This window comes from Clostridium sp. C2-6-12 (assembly GCF_009928485.1).
GTDB lineage: Bacteria > Bacillota > Clostridia > Clostridiales > Clostridiaceae > Clostridium.
On sequence record NZ_JAABNP010000048.1, the window covers coordinates 1 to 25121 of the forward strand.

A 25121-nucleotide genomic window follows, 5' to 3' on the forward strand; every position below is an offset into this window, starting at 1 on the left:
TTGCCAAGAAGGAGTTGATTTTATTCAGTTTACACAAAATTTTTTACAGAGCCTGGTATTATGCTATAGTTTATAGGTAAATCGTGAGTTATTTTTTCACCATATATATAATTCGTATATTGTAATCTAATAACAACTTGCTGATAAGGTCCTATAACATTTCCATCTCTATCTTTTGTTAATGGTACACCATATGGCACTACATATGCTTTCCATAAGATTGCTTGGTCAGGTGGACCATATTGAGAACAATGTGTATCTGTACCTGTCCCTGGAGTGATAGCATAATTTCCATTGACTTTTTTATCAACTTCATCATTTACCCAATTAGGCATAATGTAATGAAGTGTTGAATTATTTCCAGCTTCCTGTGTAAAATATGGTATTTTTGTTACAACATCAAATCTAGTTCCTCTTAATATGTTACTACCATTCGGGGTAGGATCAACCGTAACATCCCCTGGCGTTATCTTAAAGAACTTATATCCATTGGAAACCTTATAAGTCACATTTCCAGCCCGATCATATACCCAAACATGAATATACCATGTTCCATTGCTATTTATAGGTACATTAAAATTTGTAGTAGCATTTGGACTATTTTCAGGGGTAGTTAAATTTTCTAAATTAGTACTTTCATTGTTGTAAGTAGGAGTATTTCTAGTAACACACCATCTAACACGATCTACTCCTGATAAATTATCCTTTAGAGTTACATTTATTGCATAAGGATCATCTATATATGTCCTATTATCATCTGAAAATACTGGTATATCTGGATTAGTTTTATCCAGTTTATATGCTCCATGACTATCAAAATGATAATTATCGGCAATATCCCAAAGTTTACCTTCAGCATAATATATACCATCATCTGTGAATGTAAGTTCATCTTGCAAGTCGTATATTTTATAACCAGTTTTTATATCTTCGGTATCTGGATCAAAATAGTGCTTTGTAGAATCATCACGATTATACCAACTTCTATCATTAATTGTTACATAACTCCTATCAGTATCTATACCTGAAAGATTATCTTTTGCATATATTTGAGTTGTTATATCATTATTAACCCAATTTCCAATTACGCCAAATTGTCCTCTATGATAAGTTTTACCAGTGTTATAATCCCACCATTCTTTAGATACTAAATCATACGGATCAGTTTCATCTATATTATAACCATCATCAAAACTGTCATAACTATTTTTCTCGTAAGCAAGATTAATATTTTCAGAAGCAAAACCATTGCTACTACCAGGGCTTTTTGCTAGATTAAATGATCTATCATCATTCCAATATCCATCTTTCCAAGAGCCACTCCAATTGTAGCCAGTATTATTCCACCAATGACCACTACTAGATACATCAAAATTTGTATAGACACGAGCAAATTGAGGCCAATTCGTCACATCCTGTCCAACAGGGCCCTTTTCTATTGATTCTAAGTACCCCCAACCAATCTGTTTCCACTCAACAATTTTAGCGTTAATTACTATGTTTGCTGCTACATTCTTATAACCATTCTTACCATCAATTTTAAGTGTGCCATGAACTCTGTTCATATTTAATGTACCAACACCATATGTAGCCCCTGGAGAACCACCATAGGCACTGTTTCCATTAACACTAGAGTTAGAATATTGATTGTAAAAATTAGTTGGATTAATGTTAGTCGTATTATATTGAATACCTGAATCATCAATAGCAACCTTACTAGTAACATCATGACCGTTTACATCTTCTGCATGAACAACGCTAAATTGTATCTTGCTTACTGCATACATCTGATGTATCCTTGTCCATTTAGTACCACTAGAACGACATAAAATATACAAATGAGGGGGATCTTTTTCTTCTTCCAAATACTGAATATAATCTGGATACAAATCTTTAATATCATCATCATCAAGGTCACTTATTTTATCATAATCTTTAGGATCTTCTCCGTCATGTAGTACATTTTTATACCAAGATTTAAGTCCAGAAGTTACACCCACAGATGCACCCCATTTACCATCCTTGATTCCATTTTTTTCTCTATAAGTTCCATATCCCCATCCATCGCCATGTTCATAATAATCCCATTTGTCGGAATTATCAACAATCATACCGCCTTGCATTACGTTTGTTTTGTAATCTGCGTTATCTTTACCTACTTGAGTAGCATATTCAATGCTACTATTCCCTCCAACAACTTTCGTATCATAGCATCTCAACGCACTTTTTTCTAAAATAGCAGTATCATCACCAGTTAGTGCAAAATCAACAGTTACACCTCTATTTTGCCAAGGTGTAGTTTCAGGATTAAAAGACATCCCAGGGTTTATAGTATCAGGCATTTCTAAAGAGCCTTCATGACCGTCCGAAACATCTATCCAGTGTCCATCATTGTCTTCTGTCATAGGAGAATACCTTTTAATGTTAGTGCTTGGTGTAGATGAATATAACTTACCAAATGATATCCTAGTATTCGTATTTAGGTCATATTTTGATTCGTGCAGATCTGCGAGAGTAATGATGTTATCGTCATGGTTACTTTCTGCATGAACATTATTAGTCGTAAATGAACATATTTGAAATGCTATAAGCGTCAATGAAAAAATCTTTTTCCATTTCACCCAAAAAACCTCCTTTCTAATAATGCCTATAGTATAACTTGAAAAAACTTTATCTCAAATTTTGATTTATACTTTATAAAAAAATTTGAATAAAATAAAAAATTCTAAAATAATAAGGACAAATAGTTTTATCAATATAAGAAGGATTTTTATGTGTCTAAAAATTTTTGATTTTATTTAAATTTAAGAAGGAATTTTATATGTAAAAACTATTAGTTTTATTTTAGAAAAGAAGGTATTAATCTGTGCTCCACTCCTACTCGGAGTGTTTATATAAATTTTTAAATCAAGGAACTTTGTTAGCAAGGGCTAATTGTTCTTTGAATTGCCAATGATGGCAAAGGCCATTCGGCAAACTTAGTACTTAACCTTTAAGAAATAGAAAATGGGTTTTGTGCTGCAACTGCAACGGACGAGTCGTCTGTCTGGTTCTTTAAAAGAACCAGACAGACGGCAGGGCAACCGTTAGAAGCCTTGCAGTTACTGCTCAATCTCGAATTAAGAATTATATTGGTCTGAAATTAAAAATTAAACGTACATTTTTGAGGTGTTACGTCTATTAAGTTTTACATTTTTTATGAAGGAGACGTTTGGTAATGAATGAACAACAGTTAGATAGATATTTGCAAATAGAAAGTGAAGTAGAAGGAGTAAATTCACGTAAGTATAAAAAAACAACAAGAAAGATATACAAAAGATATGTACTAAAATTTGCAAAAATTATTATAGAAAATAATATTCCAATAAGTAGCATAAGGAACATAAAAACACTACATTTAAAAGCCTATGGAGAAATTGAGGTGTGGAAAAAGGGACGTAGAATCTCTGTGGTTATTGCAGAACTTCAAGGGGTTATACATTATTATAACACTCTAAATTTAAGCGTAGCGAGATACAGACGGCAGCATCTTTTAGATTTAAGAATACTAAAGAATTATTTAGAAGGGAGAAATGATAAAATATGAAAATTAGTGACATGGATGAAAGAGAATTCAACAGATTCCAGAACCTAAGTAGACAGGCAGAAAGTGCATACAAAGAAAGGATACATTCATTTAGGACAGAAGATAACTATCGGCAAGGGATGGGGGAGTTTATAAAATACTTGGCATCTGAGACTAAATTGCATAAATTAGAAAACATAAAAGCAAAACATCTAATAGGTTTTGCAGATCAATTAAAAGAAAATGGCATTTCTGCATCAACCCAAAAAACATATTTATGTGGAATTAGAGATTTTGCAGATAGGTTTGGAATCGATCAGCGTAATATTCCATCAAATGAGAGGTTGGGATTGGATAAAAGGATTTTTGGAAACGTGGATAGAAGTTGGACAAACAAAGAATTTCAAGACTTTAAAGAAGTTGCTGAGAAGTATGACAAAGATAAAGGACAAGGTCAACGTATGGAGTTAATTCTTGAGACATGTAGAAACTTTGGATGCAGGCTAGAAGGGGTCTTAAATCTCGATTTAAATGCTATAAATAAGGCTCTAGACAACGGTGAACTTATGACAAAAGAAAAGAATGGAAAAATAAATATTAAGCCTGTGGAAAGACTGGATCAAAGAGAGGTGTTAGAAAAAATAAAGGCATTAGGAGAAGAAAATGGACAAAGAAAGATATTTATAGGAGATAACTTTAAAACAACGTTTAAAGAAGTAGAAAATTTTATCTATAATAATCGTTCAAGAATCCAATTAGAGGAAAGAATGATAACAGTAGAAGCGAGGAAGAGTTTTCAAGAAAATGGAATAGTTGTTAGATCTACTTTATCAATTCATGGATTGCGTTATAATTATGCTAAGGAAAAGATGAAAGATTATATAAGCAATGGAATGTCACTTCATGATGCAAGCCTTAAGGTGAGTCAATTAATGGGTCATAATCGTGAAGAAATAACAAAAATTTATTTGGCATCTGCAGAATAAAAAATAAAAAAATGAAAATTGGAAAAAACGATAGTTGTATGCTATAATTAACTAAAAATATAAAAAATATAAAATTTAATATAAAAAAAATGCAGTGTTGGTCGCACTACATTTTGTGGTGAATCTCTTCCCAAAAATTCACTATTTACTGGTTAGGTAAATTTTATAATGTAAGTATATCATACTTACATTATAATTTCAATTTTAATATATAAATTTGTATAAATCTATGCAAATTATACACAAATTGAATAGAATTTAGAAGAGTTCACCGTTACCAAAAGAAAAGGGACGGTGTTTTTTTATGGAAAAAGTAGATAAATTAGAAGAAAGAGTATATATAAAACCTAGAACAGAAGAAGAAATAAATAAAGCAGCAAGGGGAATTAGATATTTTTTATCTAAGGTGCACCCAACACTGGAAAATGACAATGATAGAACTGCTTGTGTATGTATATTACCTATTCAAAGAAATAAGAATGAGGGATATGATTTTGATCTTAACAGACCTTTAGCAATATGGAGATGGGACGAAAAAACAGAGGAAAAGTTGGTAAATTTATTAAAAACAGTAAACGGGCACCCAGTTGATTTGTATTACGGTGTATTTAATTTTAATTATCACTTAGAAACTCTTACTAAGGCTGGTAAAAAGGCACAAAAAGGCATTGTAAACAGCCAAAACGCTATGTATTCTATGGAACTGTTTATGGATTTTGATGATTGTAATGAAATTGAATACTTAAAATATAGAAAAGTATTAGAGAGTATTGGAATAGAGTGTTTATGGGTTTTTACTGGACATGGTTACCAAGCACATATACTGTTGAATGAAAAAAATCATGCCGATTATAAGAATTTGCCTAGATTTGTCTATTTAGCAAGGTCTCGTGGGTTTAATGTGGATACTGTATGTATAGATTCTGCAAGAAAAAGTAGGCTGCCACAATGGACCAACTACAAGTCCTTTGAACAAGGAAAATACAAAGATGAATTAAATAATCCACCTAAAACTAAAGGGGTTGGAAATACAGATAAGAGGTATGGTTTACACGAGATATTTCAGAGGTTGGAGATGCTGCCAATTACTGCTCCGGAGGAATTAAAAACCTTAACTGATTTGGAGAACCAAAGGTTTTGCAAAGTAAAAGAAAAAGATGTAACTTTATTAGATTTAAAGAACGAAACTATAGCAAACAAAAAAAAGAAATTAGAAGAGTTTAAAAAGATAAAGTACAAATATATAGATATAAAAGATTATCCAGAGCCTGTACAAAGAATGTTGCTAGAATGTAAAGAAGGATATAGAAATGCTACATTAGGATTTTTAATAAAATGGTTTAAATCTTATATAAAATTGCCTAAAGAAACTACAATAGAAACATTACAACAATGGCACGTTGAAGCAACAACGTACATCGAAACATTTAAAACCGACTTTGAAAGGTTTTGGAATATTAATGGTCTTAATTATACAACAGAATTAACAAAAGAATTCGGATATTTAGACTTTGAAAACAATTTATTTATAAAAAAAGATAGAGATATAGAAATTCCAAATGCACTAATAGATGTTTTGGGACAAGTAGACAAAGCAGCAATAAAGGTGTATCTGGCACTAAAAATGACAGCACACTTAGAAAAGGAAACAACGCTAGAAAATATAGTTAAGATATCAGAATTGTCCCGGGCAACCGTTTTTAGAGGCTTAGAAATATTAAAAGGTAAACAGCACGTTTATGCAGAAAAAAAATACAAAAAAGATAAAGAAGTATATATATACAAAACACAAAAAATATTAGATATAAATAAAGGATATACAGTAATATCTTTCGATAATGCTAAATGTATGTTAAAAGAACTTAAGAATAATAGTGTTAAATTGTATTTATACATGCTAAGAAAGTGCTTTAATAATAAATATTGTACTCTTAATCAAAATGATCTTGCAGCGGCAATAGGCGTTGCAAGAAATTCCATAACTAGCATAACGAAAGATTTAGAAGAAAACCAATATATACTAATAGAAAAATTGCAAATAGGACCCAATATTTATAGTAATGCATACAAATTAAAGAGATAAAGTAAAAAAGATAGGAGTACCCTATCTTTTTTACTTTATACATAGTTCAATATTCAAATGTATATTCAAAATGTTAATTTGATTTATTGAGTTGAGGATTAATTGAATAAACATTGTTAATTTACATGAAATTTGATTTTCAAGTGACTTTTTTTAGTAGAATGATGTTTTCTTATTTTATGTTTGTTTTCTTTATGAAAACGTAAGAAAACATTAATGATTTAAAAAGAAAACATTAATAAATTAAACAAAAATATTGAAAACAAAATTTAGAAGTGTTAATATTAATTCAATAAATAAATATTGGTATAAAGGAGTCGATTTACATGGAAGATAAAGAAAAAGCAGTAGAGCAATTATCAGGAAGGGTAACAGAAACCCAAAAAGCATATTTTAATGAAATGGAAGGCAGTTTTTCTGATAAAGTAGCAGAATTAATTGAAAGTCATAAGGCTAGAATTAAGGATAATGCATTCAATGTAGAAGACAATAAATCAGCAATACATCAAGCATTAAATGTAATAGTTAAGAATATGGAAACTATAGAACTTAATGCTAGGAACTATGTCCAAGACATTAAATCTGATATTGAGGTTAGAGTTAATGCTCTGGAAGAAGATTGCACGGAATTAAACAATGTTAAAGAAGAAAATAGATTACTTAGGAATGAAAATGAGGAGTTATTAAGTCAAAATACACTATTAAACATGTCAATAGATGGTTTAAGAGAAAAAAATAAAGAAGATCTAGCAAGTGCAAACATACAATATTCTAAATTAAAAGAAGAAAATGATAAATTGCATCAGGACCACATAAAGTTAAGGTTGGAATTTGGAGATATGAAAGAATCCTTAACTGATAAGAATATTGCTTTAACTGCAGAATTAAATAAATTAAAAGAAGATCATGCTGAGGAACTAGCAAAATTAAATAAAGAAGCACAAGAAAAAATAAATAGTTTATCTGCAGATTATACAAATTTAAAAATAGAGACAGATAAAATGATTTCTAATTTAGACAAGGCACTAGGAATTGCAAAATCTCAATTAGAATCTAAAGATAATTCAATTAAAGAAAAATCACTTTTAATTGAGCAACTAGAAAAAGATGCTGCTTGGCTTAAACCTTTTGCGACCGTAAATATACAATATCAAAATAGAATTTATGAATTAGAAAAAATACTTAAAGAAAATGGAATTAAATTTAATACAAGTGATCAAAAATAAAGAAAAGAAATCGCTCTTTTTTTAAAAATCTCAATTTTGGACATAGAAAAAAGTTAAAAATCTCATTTTTAGACATAGGAAAAAAGTTAAAAGTCTCAATTTTGGACATAGGAACAGAATTTTAAAAATCTCAATTTTGGACATAGAGTTAATAACCTAAAACCCACAAAAATACACGTTTTAATTTTAAAAATCTCAATTTTGGACAGTAAGTATATAACATGCGGGGAGCGGAGCGGGCGGGGGGATAATACTCCTTGAAAATTTAATGTTATTATCTGGAAATGCGAATGATACAAATATAAGGGGAGGAAGTAGCATCTCTGTAACTAGGGGCAAAGTAGTAATTAATGTTGCCAATATATAGCCTATAGTCGTCAACATTTCCGACGAAACTCACGTTAAGCATTTACTAAATAAAATGTAGGACTGTATTAGCACATTTACTTTGATTTATTTACCGAATAATTTTGCTCATAAAATGGCTTAAAATCACAGCGAATTAATTTATTAAAAAACGAGCGTTTATTTTACTCAATTTTTGAGGTTACTTTGCATCTAGTGACGCGCATGCTTCCATTACCTAAAGTAAGAATAAATTTCCACATAATACAATTTTTTAATATTTAGTGTATTGTTATGGAAATATATGATACAATTGCATTATATTTAATATTAATTATAATATTGTAAAAAAAGTAATATTATGAGGGTACGTCATATGAAATCTAATAAACTATTAAATGCAATTGCAATCGGTTTAATCAGTACAGTTGGAGTTGGGTTAATTACACCAATCACACCTGCATTTGCAGCAAATAAACAAACGGAAATAACATCTTCGAGTGAAACAAGTGATAATAATGTTGCAAATAAAAAAACTAATGTTAAAATTATAAAAAATGATTCATGTAATATCGAATATACGTATGACCAAAATGGAAAGTCATACAAAGTTGCAGAAAGTTTTACAGAAGACTTTAGTAGTGGGACAAGTAATATCTATGAAAAAAATAGTAAAGATGATTATGATTTAATTTCAGTAATTAAAACAACTTCAACTGAAAAAGATATGACATTTAAAACTTTGAATGTTAAGACAAATAAAACTAAATCCGAAACTGTAAAGCTTGAAAATAGAGTAGATGATAAAATTATTAATTCTAACTTAACAACTGGTCTTCGTTCCAATAGTTCAGAATTAACAGACTGGCAATTTAGTGGATATTTCTATTATAATCTTAAAATTATGAATTGGACAGCTGGAGCTATTTCTGCTTTACTATTGGGGTACCGTCAACATTTCCGACAAAACCCACGTTAAGATATAAAATGGATAATATTGTTATTAATTGGCTCAATTTTACATGCATCTCGGCTGTACCTGTAGATAAGTTCATTGATTATGAGCAAGGGATAAGAAGTGGAGAGCGTAAAAAAGTAACCAAAGGCATGAGAGATGAAGAACGTTAGTGGCACTATTTTTAAAGTCTTTAAATTAGCTGATTTATACCTCATTTTCAGTTTTAAAACTATTACCAAAAATAAAGTTTCAAAACAACTTGAATTTAACATTTATGGCACTTATTTTGGGTTATAATTGGCTTAACGTGAATAAAAACGTTAATTTATATCCAATTTTTGTATTAGCGTAGGTTTTGTCAGAAATGTTGGTGATACCCCTACAAATAAGAAAAAAACCTTAAATTTAAACATTTCTAAGGTTTTTTAACTTATTATTTATTGTCTTCTTGATTTTTACTTTTCAAGTATTTCATTAAAGATTTATTTAATAAAATTAATGTATAAAACCCATAAATTTTAAAAGCAGTTTCTATGATAAAATTTAAAATTCCATAAAATTCACTTAGAACGAAATAAGTATTCATAATTTCATTCCCTTCTCATAGATTTTTGTTTTTAATATGAATCAGAACTTAGATAAGCTGCCCCTGCTGGATCAATTTCCATACCCAAGAAATAGTTTTCCTTTGCACCACCTGATGTTACGGCTGTACCTCTAGAGTAACATGTGGCATATGAATTATTGTAACCATATTCTTCTTCTATTTTTGAAGTATTTGATAGAGTAATTTGACTGCTACCAGTATCTGCCCAAACATCAGTAATTTGTACTGATCGACCAGAAAACTTGCAACGAGCGTTACTTGAAATTTTGGTACCATCACCAAAAACATTTTTAAAATACTCTTTGGATACTTTAAGAGTTCGTGTTGAAGCTGCTAAAGTTGAACTAGATAGTGTGGAATTTTTTTCTTTTTTCGCCATTGGGTTTGTATCATTTGTAATTTCTAAAGAGTATCTAATCTTTGTTCCATCATCAAGGGTAATAGTAAGTGGAGTATTCACATCAAGTTTAACTTTAGATTTTCCATATTTTTTCTCAAATGCTTTTCTTTCAGCATTCATGTTACTTTGAGAATTAGATGTTGCAGATGTAATATCTTTTTGGGTGATTTCACTAGCATTAGCACTTATAGCTGGATTTAATCCTAGTACTAGTGATAATGATAACAATAATGTTAATATTTTCTTTTTATTCATAATAACCCCTCCAAATTATAATATTAGTATATATGTAATATTATAACATATAATATACATAATATGCTATATAAATTTGAGCCATATGTAATTTTCTCCAATATTAATATTTATAATTTTAAACACTTAATTTTCTTTTGCTTCTTCTTCTAAAAGTTTAGGCCACTGTCTTTTCATGTATTGCTCCACACCCATTGTCATTATATCTTCATGAATTTCTTGTGTTGTTTTTTTATACCCTCTTTCAAACTTCAAGCCACTACCTTTTCTTTTTCTATTTTTACATAAATACCTTAATAGATAAAGTTGTATTAACTCACTTTTTGATATTCCTAACTTTTCAGCATCTTCTGTTATTTCTTCATCTAAATGTTCTATTAATATACACTCTTCCTTTATACACTTTTCTCCAAAACAATTATATTCTTCTTCTCTCCAGTAATCTTTATCCTTATATCTTTCCATTATTAATATTTGTGTTTCTTCAAGGGAATCAGCCGAAGTCCTGAGTACATCAAACTCTTCTAAACCAAATTCTTTTCTATACATTTTAGATAAAAAACATTTATCAGCTGAACTCCAATAATATTCTTTTTCTACACGTTTCCTGAATGTGCTATCACTTTCAAAGCCTATATCTTTCGCTACCTCTTTAAAACTTTCTCTTTTATTTAATCTTTGTGTTACAATTTCATGCAGGCTAAACCAATGCTTCTTAGATTCGCTATAATAATATCTTTTTTGTATCTCACCATTTAATTCAATTGGGTTATAGTCTATTAGACGGGCCACATCTTCCATACTTGTATTACTATTTAACAGGTCTATAATCTCTTCTAAAGAAAGTTTTTTTTGTATCTTCCCCTTTGGCTCGCTATAATAATACTCTTTCCCTATCTCTTCCACTAATTCAGTTAAATCATACTTTAATTCCTTTGCTATATCTTTTATGTTCTCATTATTATTTAATCTTTTAACAATTTCTTCTTTGTTTAATATTTCACTTTTACTAATCATAGTACATCCACCCTTTTTTATCTTTGTTTTCATTTCTTCTTTTAATTATAAAAGTTCTCTTCTAAGAAATGTTGATTTTATTCAGTTTTTCCACTTGATCACAAATGGAAAACGTAAAATATATAATTAAACCTATAAAAAAGACCTAAAAAACTTAGGTGTAATTTACATAAGATTTATGTAAGTCTAAGAGAGCAACAGCCTTAAATTATACTATTTTAACTATAATTTAGGTATAATTTATGTAAAACTTATATAAGTTATAAATATTACTAGGGGTGGATGTAGCATCCATGTAACCAGGGCAAAGTAATTAAGATTCAGAATTATTACATCCTGAATCTTAATATTTATGCTTGTCCTGCAATAATAGATATATCTATTGGAATTCTAACATTCATATCTAGATCAAAATTTCCATATGGATTTACATGAGTATAAATTAATGGAGTTAAAGCTCTGAAATCTTCAGGTGCCATCATATCGTACCATTTCTTTTCAGATAATACTTGTTGTATCATTAATGTATTTACATATACCATGCAATTTTGTAAAAGGTGAAGACTTAATACTGAGAGTTCCTGGTCCTCAATTCTGTTTGTTGATATTTCACCACTTTTCCCATAGAAAATAAATGAGTTAGCACTATTCCAGTTTTCAACTACATTAAGCCCCGCATGTATTTCCATTCTTAATTCTTCTGAATTAAGATATTCACAAAGAAATATAGTTTTTATAGCTTTTCCTAATTCAGCAAGAGCAAGATATGTAGGATGTTTTAGATTATTTCTAGTAAATCTTTTTAGTATGGCTTCTGTTTCAGCTGTACCCAGTCGTAATGCTGTTGCATATTTTATCATTTGGTCATACTGTTGCTTTATAAGATCCCAATTTATAGGCCTAGTTAATATGTATTGCAAATTAGGAAATGCATTACTGATTCCAGTATCGGGTCTGTATAATTTTTGTGAGTGTATTGCTTTAATTCTAGGCATTAAATTAAAACCTAATAGGTGGCAAAAAGCGAATGCAACTTCACTTTGTCCATGAGAATCTACAAAGTTTTTTTCTATTTCCATATCAGTACAATGTTTTAATAATCCTTCAATCATTGCTGATACCTCCGATGATGAGCATTGCTTTAATTGTGAATAAATACATGTAGAGTTTTTTTCAACATGCCAATATATCATCACTCCTCGTCCACGATATCTAATATGCCATTCTGTCATTAAATTTTGATCCCACGCTCCAAATTTTTTACTATCTGAAGCACAAGTTGTGGTGCCTTCACCCCATATATCTTGGACTCGGCTTTTAAGTATTGCATTAACAACTGTTGATATTGCATTATGTAAATTATCTTTATTAATAAATTTTCTTTTAATATAAAGTAAATCTTGATAACTTTCACCATGATTTCCTGCCGAAACACGTTTTAAACCTGTATTTGTGCCTAATCCATACAAAGCTAAGATAAGACGTTTTTGAATCAAATTTCTATCCAATCTCTCATGTGCTGCTACTGTTTTAAAATTATCAGTGAAATTTATTCTTAAATCAGCTTCTTTAAGAACATCAAGTAAATTTGTCATAGGCCACTTCCTCATTAATTCAGCTTTTATTTTGGATAAGTTTTTAGGCTCATCTTGAGGATCACTAGGAGATAATGTTATCCATCCATTACTTTTATTAGATAAACGTACTTTAGAATTTTGAAGAATTCCTTTATCTAATCTTGTTAATCCATCATACATAGCTTTTTTTATAGAATCTATAAATTCGCCAGAATCTAAAGGTTTCTTTAAAGCCTTATAATTTTCTTCTCTGTGTTCATCAAAATCTGTAGGTAAATCCTCATCAGGATTTCGATATCTATTTGCACCAACAACCCAAATTTCTTTGCAACGTAATTTATCTCTCAATGCTTGTAAAGTAACAATTTCATAATTTATTCTATTTATGCGTTCTTGACCATTATCATCAATTTCTATGACAGCTTCCTTCATTGTAGAACGAATTACTCCATCAATCGGTATGAATTCATTGCTGGTAAAATAATGAGTGCCTATATCATAATATTTTTTGATAATTTCTAAAGCTTTTATAATTGGTTGGTGCATTTCATTATTTGAACAAAAATCTAAAGTATTTAATATTTCAGGCACCATTCGTCGATAATGAGTGCTATAAGATGCTCTCATCACCGTATATACTTTTTGTTTGTAGGCTGTACCAGTATTTTTAAATTCTTTGACTATATTAGAAAGGGTAGTTTCATTTACCACAGGAAATAATACTTGTTTTACTATCCCATCAGGATTATTTAAAGCAGCATCTGCTATTTGAAAAAGAATATTAGTCTTTCCGTTAACTCTTCTGAAATCATTTATAAACTCTTTTTCTACTCTTCTTTCAGCTCTAACACCTATCCTATGAATAATTTGAATAAGGAGTTCTATAAGATTGTCTGTTATTTCTCGGCAACGAAGCCAAAAGAATGCTGCCAGTAAAGTATATCTAACATGATCAGGATGGCGGCGCAATTCTCTTAACTTTTCAGATACTGCCCGTAACTTATATTTTTTTAGTATTTTTTGCGGAACATTAATAAAAAGGTTTTCAGGTAAGTTTAATTGTTGAATTGTCTTAAGTTTAGTTACTTCTTTAAATACACTTTCTAAGCCAATACGCCCAGGATCTGCTCTTAAATCACTAAAAGATATAGTAGAATTCTCATTAGAGTCTGTTTCGATTTCTTCATATGAAGTAAGGTCATTAATAAGTGTATCCATTTTAACTACAGATTCTTTAGATAATCTATTGAATGTATCTTGAAAGAACTGATTCTCACAATTAAACAAAGCAGATCTGGTTATACGCTCTATACGATCAGGTGTTGGAGGTTCAATCTGTAATTCTCTAAATTTTATGTATGTAGTTTCTTTTAGCTTATCAATATCTGCATCATGATAGAATACATGTTTAGATAACCATTCTATCATATTGTTTATATCTTCAGATGTCACCTCATGAAATTCAAAAAAATCTCTAATTTGAGATCTATGATATTTGATAGATCTTCCATTCCAATCATAATCATTAAATAGAGATGCATCTAAACTTAATTGCTTTGATATGTAAAGTATAGCTTCTTTGGGAATTTCGTTTTTATGATTAGGAAATCTTGCTTCATACTGAAAGAATTTAAATAATACTGCAAAACCTAATCTAGTAACTCCTGTTTTGTTACCTATTTGAGTTAATTCATTTGGCATAAAAGTGAAATATTCTATAAGTTCGTCCAATTCCCAATGTCTTTTCATAAGTAATCATCACGCCCCTAATTCTTTTCAATTTTAATAATAATTATATCATAATTAAGTTATTAAATACGCAAAATAGTAAAATAAACGAACGTATTATTTACTTTTTTATAAGATTTATATAGATAACAATAATATGCCATTTGTTAAGTAAATAAATTAGGTAAAATAATCAAAGTAAATATATTTACAAATATAAACGTTTAATTTACTATATATTATATAATAGTAATCAGAATTATAAGAGGTGTTTTAAATGATTTTTGGATATGCACGTGTAAGTACAATAGAACAAAATTTAGATAGACAATTAGATGCTTTAAAAGCATCTGGAGCTGAAGAAATAATTCAAGAGAAAATTACAGGAACTAAATCGGATAGACCGGAATTGAATAGATTGTTAGATAAGTTAAGAAAAGATGATGTAGTTTTAATCATGGATCTCACTAGATTAAGTAGATCTACAAAAGATTTGTTTAATCTAGTTGAGCTAATCGAGAAAAAAGGAGCCAATATCAAAAGTATAAAAGAAAGTTGGTTGGATACTACAAGTCCAACTGGTAAATTAATGTTTACAATGATTGCAGGCATAAGTCAATTTGAAAGAGATTTAATAAGTCAAAGAACTAAAGAAGGTTTAGCAGCAGCAAGAGTACGAGGCAAAAAAGGTGGCAGAAAGCCAAAGTTAGATTCAAATAAAGAAAGTGCAATATATGAACTATATCAACAAAAGAAAATAACAGTAAAAGAAATATGCTCAATGTTTAATATAACAAAACCTACGTTATATAAAACATTAAATAATATAAGTAAAAAACAATAAATATTTCAAACAAATTGACGTACATAATAACGTACAGTATAATAGTATATATAAAGGAGTGATTGACTATGAAAACTATTCCTGTTACTAGTGCTAGACGAGATATATTTAATATTATAGAACAAACCATTGTAAATTCTGAACCGATACAAATAACCAGCAAAAATGGTGATGTTGTAATGTTAAGCGTGGACGATTGGTCAGCGATACAAGAAACATTATACCTTGTACAGATACCTGGAATGAGAGAAAGTATTTTGGCTGGCTCTAGCGAACCCATTAGTGAATGCAAGACTTTGGAGGACATAGGATGGGATATTTAATTGTTCTAACTAAGCAAGCTCAAAAGGATGCTAAAAAGTTAGAATCTTGCAATTTGGATAAAAAGGCAAAAGAACTACTAAAAATAATAAAAGAAAATCCTTATCAAACACCTCCACCATATGAAAAGCTTGTTGGAGATTTAAAAGGATTTTATTCAAGGAGAATAAATATACAGCATAGACTAGTATATGAGGTTTATGAAAATGAAAAAACAATAAAGGTTTTAAGAATGTGGACTCATTATGAATAATAATAATTAAACTTTAAGAGCATACTTAAACAGAGTATGCTCTGTTAATTTGAATAAGCCATCGCCACATTGTTTTTTATTTGAATAGAACGATTTTCTACTTTGCCCCTGGTTACACAAATGCTACCATTACCCCTATAAGGCGAGGGGAGTTGCAAGATGGGGAGACAAATGTTGCATTTGTATTTTATTCCTAAATTGAAATTATAAAAAAATCTATTATAATTAAGGCATTATTTAGAGTTAGTGGGAGGGGAAATGTAATGAAATTTATAAGAATATTGAGTATTTTATTAGTTAGCAGTTTAGTATTTACTGCAGAGGGCTGTGGTAAGTCTACTAATACTAGTGTTACTGATAATAAAAATACAACATCAAATGAAAGTGTAAAGAAAGAATTAGCATTTTCAACAATTCCAGAAAATAATCTAGTGGAAGATTACGTAAAAGATTCGTCTTTACAAGATAAAGAGTTATTGCATGATGGAATTGCATATATAAATCTGTATTTCAGTGATAAGATGGATGATGCATTGATAAAAAAGTATAATTTAGAATATGATCCTAACAAAAAATATAAGTTAGAAGATCTATATTCTAATCATCAAAATTTATATGAAATAGGTATTAATAGTCTTTATACTCAATTTTATACGAAAAATAACGAATATGAATCTTTTATAAATAACTCATTGGGTAAGCAAACAGTAAATTATTTATCTGATGTATGGATGAACGAAAGAAGTGATGGCTATAACTTATCAGATGAATTTAAAGATAAAAACCCAAAAAAAGTGTTCCAAAAGTACTTAAAGGATAATAATATTAAAATCACCAATATAACGTATCCTTCAAAAGTCACTGAGTACAGAGCATTGACAGGAGCAAATTATATAACTGTAGACACAACTGTAAAAGGGACTCAAAACAAGATAGATTTCGAAAAGACACTTGAACTTCAATTTTATTTTGTTCCAAGCAAAGAGATTAGAATGGGAATTAAAAAAGATGATAAATTAAGTGATAAAGATTTTGAGATACGAGCAGTACATTTAAATCCTGATGGTAATTAAAAAGCACTTTTTAGTGCTTTTTTTGTTCCTTATTATTTGAAAAAACACTAAAAATACTTAATAATATATCAGATAAAAAATGAGGTGGTAAATGTGATAAGGAAAAAATTATATATATATACAATAAGCATCATGGTTAGCATATTTTCTAGTATATGCGTTAATAATACTAAAGTTTTAGCAGCAGTAGAAAATACAAATTATCAGCAAAATATTGAAATCACTGAAAATCAAGGTGAGAATACGTATAATGTTGATAGCACTACGGCAACAAATAATATGCTTTCATCAGCAGGAATAACCAATAGAATTCAGGCCAATAAATATTTAAATGTTACTACAAGGGATGGACAGACAATAACTAAGGAATATCTCCAAAAAAATAGTGGAAAATCTGTTACAGATTATGCCACTATTTCGTATAAAAATGATAGTACATCCCAAGGATTAAGTACTGCTTTTGGAACTAATGGAGTTGGGTTAAATAACTTTTTAAACAAATATGGAGATTTATCTTCCGCTGATTTTGCGGTACAAGTACAAAAACTAAATGATGCACAAAAAGTATACTCTTATTATGCGAATAGTATCGATAACTCAAGTTCAAGTACAGTATCAAATGGTTCAGCCACGATGAACGGAATGAGTCTTGCATTGAAAATACAAAATATAATAGAAAACAAAGGAAATAATATTACTCCTGAACAATTGGAAAAATTAGAAGAACTTTACAATGATGTAATAAATAATGGAGGAGATCCAGATTATCCTATGCCATCTCCGCAGGATATGGAATTTGCAATAGAAAAAGCAGGTCAAGATGGAAAAGATGCTGTTGTTTCAATAAAACCAAACACTAGGTTATTTAGATACGTAACAAGAGTAAGATTCTCTATAACAGACAAAAATACTGGGGAACCAGTAGATGCAACACCTAATTTTAGCAAAACACAAGCATTATTTGCCCAGTATAATTCTATTTATAATGAAAGATGGATGAATGCAACAGGACAATCTGTTCCTAACATTAAAGTCATTGGTAGTGGTATATATGAAATGGATTTTGAAACACCAATAAAGGCTACAAGTAATCCTTGGAAGAATATACTTGATACACCTGGTTGGCAAGTTACAGGAGCAGATCCTAGTGCTAGTGATTTTGCTGCAGTTGGAGATTTTACTTTAACACCAAGTTCTAGAACTCTTCAAGTTAAAATAGATGTTATAGGAAATGTATGTACTGCTATAGAAAAGATAACTGATGCCACATATCCTACAGGAAAAACAGATGTACCAGGAAGATACGCATTTAACAAATATGATAGTAGTTATGAAACTGGAAACTATATTAGTGGGTTTAATAGAAAAAATGGTAGTATAAAAGAATCTTATGGAAAAGTACCTAATAGAGTAATGGAAAGAGAAGAAATGGAAACAGATGATAAGACAGAATATTCAACAAAAGAACACATTAATATGCCATTTCATTCTAATAAATATAACTTCACTGGTTCAGTACATTCTCAACAAGGTGCTGATATTTATAAAACCTGGGATGAAGATAGTGGTGATGATAAATATTATGCAAAAGATTCAGGATATGGGTATCAAATTATGGATTCAACATATGATGGAGAGTATTGTAGAGATATTAAATTTAAGGTGGCTAAAGTTAGACATTGGGATTATAGGGATGATCTTGTTCTTGGGGCAGAAGCATACCCTTCAAATGGTGCTAGTGGAACAAGAGGTAATGGAGATATAGGAGCAGCAGTTATGCAAAGATATAAACTTAGCGATGCAGCCAATGTAGATTTAGTTACATTTGACAGAAACGATACTTCAAAAGTTGAATCAAATGTTGTTAATGGATATTGTAAAGTAAAAGAAACTCATATTTGGAGACAACCTGATAAAGTGGAGGAAGCAACTTTTGCTACTGCAACGTGGACGTTATCCCCCTTAGAAGGCGAAATTCAAATTCCTCCTCAAACTAGACAAGGGAATATGCAAGGAGTTATTAATGGTGCTAATAATGAAATTGCTGGGAATAAAAATATTCAGGATATAACAAATAGTACTAAAGGGGAATAATTATTAAATAAAAGGATGCTTTTTAAGCATTCTTTTATTATTATCATTTTGAGGCAACAAGTGTATAATTATTTTAAAGTTAAAAATGAACAGGAGTTGATCTAAATTGGTAAAATTCAAGTTATGGGATTCAGTGTTCATAAAAATAAAAGAATGGAAAGAGAGGCATGAAGTAGATAAATTGTTTAGAAAACTTAGAAAAAGAACCACAATAAAGATAACAAAAACTGAGTAGATGCAGGAAATGTGAGGAGTTATATGGAATCTGGATTAATAATTATTGGAATATTTATTATCATAACAACATCTTTAGAAGCAAAATCGGATAACTCAATTCTAAGTAAAGAATCGTTAAAGATTTTTTCAAAGACAATAATTTCAGGATATATTTTAGGATCAGCAAGCATAATAACAGCCTTAGTATTTTTATTTATGTTATAATTATTTTTATAAATGTTGTTGATACCTCTAAATGGTAAAAAAAGCAAAAGTCGAGTCTTAAGATTTACTGATTTTTTTACTTGGATTATATAACACATATGGTATAATTATTAACATATAACATAAATTTCAAAAAGTGAGGTGAGGAATATGAAGAGGTTAAATTTATCGATGAAATATAGGGGTATTAATATCATGGCAATTAGTTTAATTTCTCTATTATTAATTGGATGTAATTCTAATAGCAATGTAAAATCTGAATCTGTAAAACAAGAAGTTAAAATGAATAATGTTGAAAAAGTGTCTGAGCTAAAAATTGAGTATACCAATGGTTTAAATGGTTGGTTTAAATTAGAAGACGGATGGCATTACTTTGAAAAGGGCTATAATAAGACTGGTTGGATAGAAGATAATAATAAAAAGTATTATTGTGATGAATTAGGCTTAAAGACAGGATGGCATATGATTAAGAATGAGTGGTATTATTTTTCTGAAACAGGGGAACTTTTAACTAGTACAAATACACCAGATGGATATACTGTTGATTCTAATGGACATATTGTATAAGAATATTAAGAGATGCTTTATAAAAAAAGAATGCTTAAGAGCATTCTTTTTTTATAAATAAATAATGAAATATTATACACTACCAGAAATATATCCAGAAAAAATAGCAACGTAATAATCTCCGTCATCGCCTAGAGTTGCTGACTGTAACTTTAAATTTCCAGTACACTTAACTCCAGCAACATATTCTGATACATATAAATATGATGGAATAGAAGAAAGGCTGCTATAACTTTTAGTTACTGTTCTTTTATAAGTAACCATAACTTTTGGAGTTATTGTCCCTGGTTTTGAAATTGCAACAGATGATGTTGCTGGTTCTGAAGTTTTTGCATTAGTAGCAGCAAACACTGGCATTCCACTTAATACTGAAGCAGTTAGTAATAGACTTAATGTTTTTACAAATTTGTGTTTCATAAGATTTATATCCCCCTTTAAATTTAATATCAATATAATTATAATCCATCATTTGTAAAAAAAGTGTCAAAATAACTCGATTTAATTGAAAAAAATATAAAAAAAATAATAAATATCTATTAATGGATTTTTTATACATATTTTTGAAATTTAAATATATAAAATGTAATATTATTGTATAGCCTTATATGCATTAATCATTCCAGCACCATAGTATTTACTAGAGTTACCATCATCTAATTTTTCAGCAGTTTTATATATTTTTTTTGCTACTTGTTTAGGCGTAATATTATTGTTTTTGCAAATAATAAGAGCCGCTACTGCTGATACTTTTGGTGCTGCAATAGATGTTCCTTGTGTCCAAATATAATCAGAATTAATAGATGTTGTTAAGCACATATCTGATAGATTAGATGATTCAAATATATCTCCACCAGGTGCGGATATATCTATAAACTTTTTCCCATAATTTGAGTATGATGCAACATTATCATCTTTTCCAGTGGCTGAAACAGTTATAACATTTTTGATATCACCAGGTGCTTCATATGTTAATCCGGTATAGTTAAATCCGGAATCACCATAGAGTGTATTCAGATATTCAGTTAATTTATTATTATTAGCACAATCTAGTGATTCATTGCCAGCAGCAGCAACAACTGTAACATTATTTTCAGTAGCATATTTAATTGCTCTTTTGAACAATGAATATTCAGCCATGTCATCACCTAGATTATATTTGATACCTGTATTAGGATCAGTCCAATAGCATTTTCCCTTTAAGTCATAAGCACCAAGACTTAAATTAATAACTTTAACCCCATCATTAACTGAAGTCATTATTGCGGACGAACAAATAGTAGCACTAGTATCTCCATGCTGATTAAAAATGCGATAACTCTTGAAACCAATGTTTGGAGCAACCCCTTTTATTTTACCATTAGCTGCAATTATTCCAGCAATATTTGTGCCATGACCTAATTTATCAGTTATATCATTTGAATTTCCAGTTTCGGATGGATCATTTCCAAAGTTTGCTGGAACTAAGTTTTTTCCACCTAAAAAATTATTAATCAAATCAGGATGCGTTTTATCTACACCTGAGTCTATAATTCCAACAATAACATCATGATTTCCTGATTCTAAATTAAAACTTTCGCCATTATTAGTAACTCTTTTTATATCCCATTGATAATTTTCATATAAATTGTCTTCTGAATTTGTAAATTCTTCTGATTTTTCATTTGATAGTTTAATTATATGGTTTGGAGATAAGGAGTGCACACTAGTTTGTGACTTGATTGCAGGTATTAGTTTAGCAGGACATTCGACTTCAATTCCTCCTAATTCGGGAAATTCATTTAGAATTTTCCCCCCAGAATTAGTTACAATGTCTTTTACATTTTTATCAATACTATTGTCATTAAATAAAATTACTAAATCTATATTTTTATCGTTTGTAGTGGCGGCAGTAACTACAATATTAGTGGGTAATATTGTAAAACTAAAAATAACTACAATGGTTAAGAAATATATTAGTTTTTTTTGTACATTTTTCATTTTGTGTCTCCATTCTTAATATAGTTTATTTATGTAAAATATAAATATATATGTATTTATAGATAAAATATAGTATTTGTGCATTACATTAAATTTCATAATTACCATTAATTACTTAATTCATATATTACTATAATTTGCCGTATTTTGTAAAGTTGTATTTAGATAATTTTATGGATCTAACTGCTCTAATTAAATAAAAAATCAGAAGTTGAAAGATATGTATATAAAATAAGATAAACTAATTTTAAGTAAAGTCTTATTAAATTATTTAGAGATTTTTGTTAAAATAAAAAAATAGTAGTTGCACCTACTATTTTTTACTTTAACCTTAAAATATATCAAATTTTCAGCCAAAATCTTCTGCCTAATATATATTATATCACAGAACTTAACATAGAGAAATTAGATTGCAAAGCAAAAGGGTACGCTACTATTTAATATCTAAGAATTATAGTATTTTAGAGTATGTAACTATAACTATATATTGATTTAGAATCTCTCTCTTCTTATTATATATTTTGAGTTTTCTATCTGTGTTCAAGTGGAAAAAATGAATAAAATCAACATTTTGTAGAAGAGAACTTTTATAATTAAAAGAAGAAATGAAAACAAAGATAAAAAAGGATGGATGTACTATGATTAGTAGAAGTGAAATATTAGATAAAGAAGAAATTGTTAAAAGAATAAACAATGATGAGAATATAAACGATATAGCAAAGGAATTAAATTATGATTTATCTGAATTAATGGAAGGGATAGGGAAGGAGTATTATTATAGCGAGTCAAGTGGGCAGATACAAAAAAAACTTTCTTTAAAGGAGATTATAGACATGCTAAATAGTAATACAAGCATGGAAGATGTAGCCCGTCTAATAGACTGTAACTCAATTGAATTAAAGGGTGAGATACAAAAAAGATATTATTATAGCGAATCTAAGAAGCATTGGTTTAGCCTGCATGAAATTGTAACACAAAGATTAAATAAAAGAGAAAGTTTTAAAGAGGTAGCGAAAGATATAGGCTTTGAAAGTGATAGTACATTCAGGAAACGTGTAGAAAAAGAATATTATTGGAGTTCAGCTGATAAATGTTTTTTATCTAAAATGTATAGAGAAGAATTTGGTTTAGAAGAGTTTGATGTACTCAGGACTTCGGCTGATTCCCTTGAAGAAACACAAATATTAATAATGGAAAGATATAAGGATAAAGATTACTGGAGAGAAGAAGAATATAATTGTTTTGGAGAAAAGTGCATAAAGGAAGAGTGCATATTAATAGAACATTTAGATAGAGAATTAACAGAAGATGCTGAAAAATTAGGAATATCAAAAAGTGAAGTAATACAACTTTATCTATTAAGGTATTTAAGTAAAAATAGAAAAAGAAAAGGTAGTGGGTTGAAGTTTGAAAGAGAATATAAAAAAACAACACAAGAAATTCATGAAGATATAATGGCAATGGGTGTAGAGCAATATATGAAAAGGCAATGGCCTAAACTTTTAGAGGATGAATAAATTTATTTATTATTTAATCACTTTAAGGAACTGTTACTATTATATCTATGTTAATCCCCAAATAGCATCATAGAATATAAATGGTTACCATTTGGGGATTAAGTTAAGTAGAACAATTTTTTATTCAAAGTAAATATATGATTTTGTATCAATTACAGTATTATCTTTAGTAATAGTTATTGTATTTGTATATGGCTCTTCATCATTACCATAAGAACGGTATTTTTCTCTCGTTTCAATTGTAATAGAGAGTGAGTATTCACCGTCTTGCTTTATAGCGTGAAAGCAAGTCCACGTATTGCCATCAACAAAGTTTGGATCTTTAGGAATAGGAACCATTTCAAAATTATATTTATGTGCTATGTCTGAAATTGGAGTATGAGTTTCAGCAAAATTAGAAATTTCGTTAACTATAGTAGAATATAAATCCATAATAAAAAACTCCTTTAAAATATTAATATATAAACTTTTAATACTACAATATTTATATAAATTTAAATTTCTTATCTACAAGATATGATTTTTTTATCAAATCAATAGCATTAGCATTTTCACGATGTGTTGCATTGGCCATATGATTTAATTCATTATGCATAATATACAACATCTTATCAAATCCACTTGAAAACAAAGAAAAATCTATAACAGATTGCTCTGAAATAATTATTTCAGTAATATTATCAATATTATTTTTTACATTATATGTAACTCTATGATTTCCATCAATAACTAGTGAGTTATGTTGTCCATTTAAAAATGGAACCATAATAATAGGTTCTTTGGAATCTGAATATGAATCGACATTTTCATCAACTGGTGTCCAATGAATGCTACTATTACTTTTTGTGAACTCATTAAGTGGAATATGTTCACCTTTTGTACCACTTGGAATGATTTGATTAGCGATAGATGCTCTAAAATGGATAAATAATTCATTGTCACCATAAGTTATTGGTAATTGAAATATTTCTGGTTCTGAACTTAAAAGTACAATTAAATTTTTAATAGAGTCTGGAGTTTTCAATTGTTCAGTAATAATATTATCAGAATTTTTTAATGTATTAATCCATGATTCTAGATATTTGCTTTGAATAGTACTATCATTTAGGAATTTATTTGAATTGAGTTCATCAAATAAATTTGAATAGTTAACTGAATAATGTTTATAACTGGTAAAATTAAATGGCATAAGATTCTTCCTTTCGTAAAGTAGTTATTTTAGATGAATAATAGTTATTGCATTTTAATATTGTCTAGATTAAAATTGAATAAATAATTTGAATATAT

General features: G+C 29.1%; 21 protein-coding genes. 13 read left to right on the forward strand and 8 right to left on the reverse strand.

The window, feature by feature from the left end:
* Positions 1–29 precede the first annotated feature (29 nt).
* On the reverse strand, positions 30–2621 hold the full coding sequence (locus GXK56_RS24830; RefSeq protein ID WP_160692536.1) for a hypothetical protein: 2592 nt from the start codon (positions 2619–2621) through the stop codon (positions 30–32).
* 596 nt (positions 2622–3217) lie between these two features.
* On the opposite strand from GXK56_RS24830, the gene GXK56_RS24835 reads away from it, so the two are divergent.
* The 5 genes from GXK56_RS24835 to GXK56_RS24855 all read left to right on the forward strand — a co-directional run bounded on the left by GXK56_RS24835 (position 3218) and on the right by GXK56_RS24855 (position 9184).
* Complete coding sequence (locus tag GXK56_RS24835; protein WP_160692538.1) at positions 3218–3586, forward strand: hypothetical protein; 369 nt, start codon at positions 3218–3220, stop codon at positions 3584–3586.
* Complete coding sequence (locus GXK56_RS24840; protein WP_160692540.1) at positions 3583–4551, forward strand: site-specific integrase; 969 nt, start codon at positions 3583–3585, stop codon at positions 4549–4551. Before GXK56_RS24835 ends, GXK56_RS24840 begins: the two co-directional genes overlap by 4 nt.
* A gap of 304 nt (positions 4552–4855) precedes the next feature.
* Entirely contained in the window at positions 4856–6634 is a 1779-nt protein-coding gene (locus GXK56_RS24845; RefSeq protein WP_160692542.1) for a hypothetical protein, read from the forward strand.
* A gap of 326 nt (positions 6635–6960) precedes the next feature.
* A complete protein-coding gene (locus GXK56_RS24850) occupies positions 6961–7860 on the forward strand; it encodes a hypothetical protein (RefSeq protein WP_160692544.1) in 900 nt (299 codons plus the stop codon).
* Between the two features lie 721 nt (positions 7861–8581).
* Positions 8582–9184, forward strand: coding sequence for a hypothetical protein (locus tag GXK56_RS24855; RefSeq protein WP_160692546.1), 603 nt, complete (start codon positions 8582–8584; stop codon positions 9182–9184).
* Positions 9185–9780: 596 nt separating this feature from the next.
* Here GXK56_RS24855 and GXK56_RS24860 read toward each other — a convergent pair.
* The 3 genes from GXK56_RS24860 to GXK56_RS24870 all read right to left on the reverse strand — a co-directional run bounded on the left by GXK56_RS24860 (position 9781) and on the right by GXK56_RS24870 (position 14768).
* The gene (locus GXK56_RS24860; RefSeq protein ID WP_160692548.1) at positions 9781–10425 is read right to left on the reverse strand and encodes a hypothetical protein; all 645 of its coding nucleotides are present in this window, start codon (positions 10423–10425) and stop codon (positions 9781–9783) included.
* A 126-nt stretch (positions 10426–10551) separates the two neighbouring features.
* A complete protein-coding gene (locus GXK56_RS24865) occupies positions 10552–11475 on the reverse strand; it encodes a hypothetical protein (protein WP_160692550.1) in 924 nt (307 codons plus the stop codon).
* Positions 11476–11792: 317 nt separating this feature from the next.
* Positions 11793–14768: a Tn3 family transposase gene (locus GXK56_RS24870; protein ID WP_160692552.1), complete on the reverse strand. Its 2976-nt coding sequence runs from the start codon at positions 14766–14768 to the stop codon at positions 11793–11795.
* A gap of 256 nt (positions 14769–15024) precedes the next feature.
* Here GXK56_RS24870 and GXK56_RS24875 point away from each other — a divergent pair, with 256 nt between their 5' ends.
* The 7 genes from GXK56_RS24875 to GXK56_RS24905 all read left to right on the forward strand — a co-directional run bounded on the left by GXK56_RS24875 (position 15025) and on the right by GXK56_RS24905 (position 20340).
* Positions 15025–15591 (forward strand): recombinase family protein, encoded by a 567-nt coding sequence (locus GXK56_RS24875; RefSeq protein WP_160692554.1) that lies wholly within the window; start codon positions 15025–15027, stop codon positions 15589–15591.
* Between the two features lie 68 nt (positions 15592–15659).
* Entirely contained in the window at positions 15660–15914 is a 255-nt protein-coding gene (locus GXK56_RS24880; RefSeq protein WP_160692556.1) for a type II toxin-antitoxin system Phd/YefM family antitoxin, read from the forward strand.
* Positions 15902–16165: a Txe/YoeB family addiction module toxin gene (locus tag GXK56_RS24885; RefSeq protein ID WP_160692558.1), complete on the forward strand. Its 264-nt coding sequence runs from the start codon at positions 15902–15904 to the stop codon at positions 16163–16165. The genes GXK56_RS24880 and GXK56_RS24885 overlap by 13 nt, the downstream gene beginning before the upstream one ends.
* A gap of 263 nt (positions 16166–16428) precedes the next feature.
* Positions 16429–17238 carry a hypothetical protein gene (locus GXK56_RS24890; protein WP_160692560.1) on the forward strand — a complete coding sequence of 270 codons (810 nt, stop codon included), beginning with the start codon at positions 16429–16431 and terminating at the stop codon, positions 17236–17238.
* A gap of 93 nt (positions 17239–17331) precedes the next feature.
* Positions 17332–19332, forward strand: coding sequence for a hypothetical protein (locus GXK56_RS24895; RefSeq protein WP_160692562.1), 2001 nt, complete (start codon positions 17332–17334; stop codon positions 19330–19332).
* A 258-nt stretch (positions 19333–19590) separates the two neighbouring features.
* A complete protein-coding gene (locus tag GXK56_RS24900; RefSeq protein WP_160692564.1) occupies positions 19591–19773 on the forward strand; it encodes a hypothetical protein in 183 nt (60 codons plus the stop codon).
* 195 nt (positions 19774–19968) lie between these two features.
* Positions 19969–20340, forward strand: coding sequence for a hypothetical protein (locus GXK56_RS24905; RefSeq protein ID WP_160692566.1), 372 nt, complete (start codon positions 19969–19971; stop codon positions 20338–20340).
* A 72-nt stretch (positions 20341–20412) separates the two neighbouring features.
* On the opposite strand, the gene GXK56_RS24910 is transcribed toward GXK56_RS24905, so the two are convergent.
* Both GXK56_RS24910 and GXK56_RS24915 read right to left on the reverse strand, forming a co-directional pair.
* Positions 20413–20757, reverse strand: coding sequence for a hypothetical protein (locus tag GXK56_RS24910; protein WP_160692568.1), 345 nt, complete (start codon positions 20755–20757; stop codon positions 20413–20415).
* 171 nt (positions 20758–20928) lie between these two features.
* Entirely contained in the window at positions 20929–22317 is a 1389-nt protein-coding gene (locus GXK56_RS24915; protein WP_160692570.1) for a S8 family serine peptidase, read from the reverse strand.
* Positions 22318–22922: 605 nt separating this feature from the next.
* On the opposite strand from GXK56_RS24915, the gene GXK56_RS24920 reads away from it, so the two are divergent.
* Positions 22923–23834: a hypothetical protein gene (locus tag GXK56_RS24920; protein WP_160692572.1), complete on the forward strand. Its 912-nt coding sequence runs from the start codon at positions 22923–22925 to the stop codon at positions 23832–23834.
* 120 nt (positions 23835–23954) lie between these two features.
* On the opposite strand, the gene GXK56_RS24925 is transcribed toward GXK56_RS24920, so the two are convergent.
* The gene (locus GXK56_RS24925; protein ID WP_160692574.1) at positions 23955–24266 is read right to left on the reverse strand and encodes a hypothetical protein; all 312 of its coding nucleotides are present in this window, start codon (positions 24264–24266) and stop codon (positions 23955–23957) included.
* A 52-nt stretch (positions 24267–24318) separates the two neighbouring features.
* Entirely contained in the window at positions 24319–25023 is a 705-nt protein-coding gene (locus tag GXK56_RS24930; RefSeq protein ID WP_160692576.1) for a hypothetical protein, read from the reverse strand.
* Positions 25024–25121 lie beyond the last annotated feature (98 nt).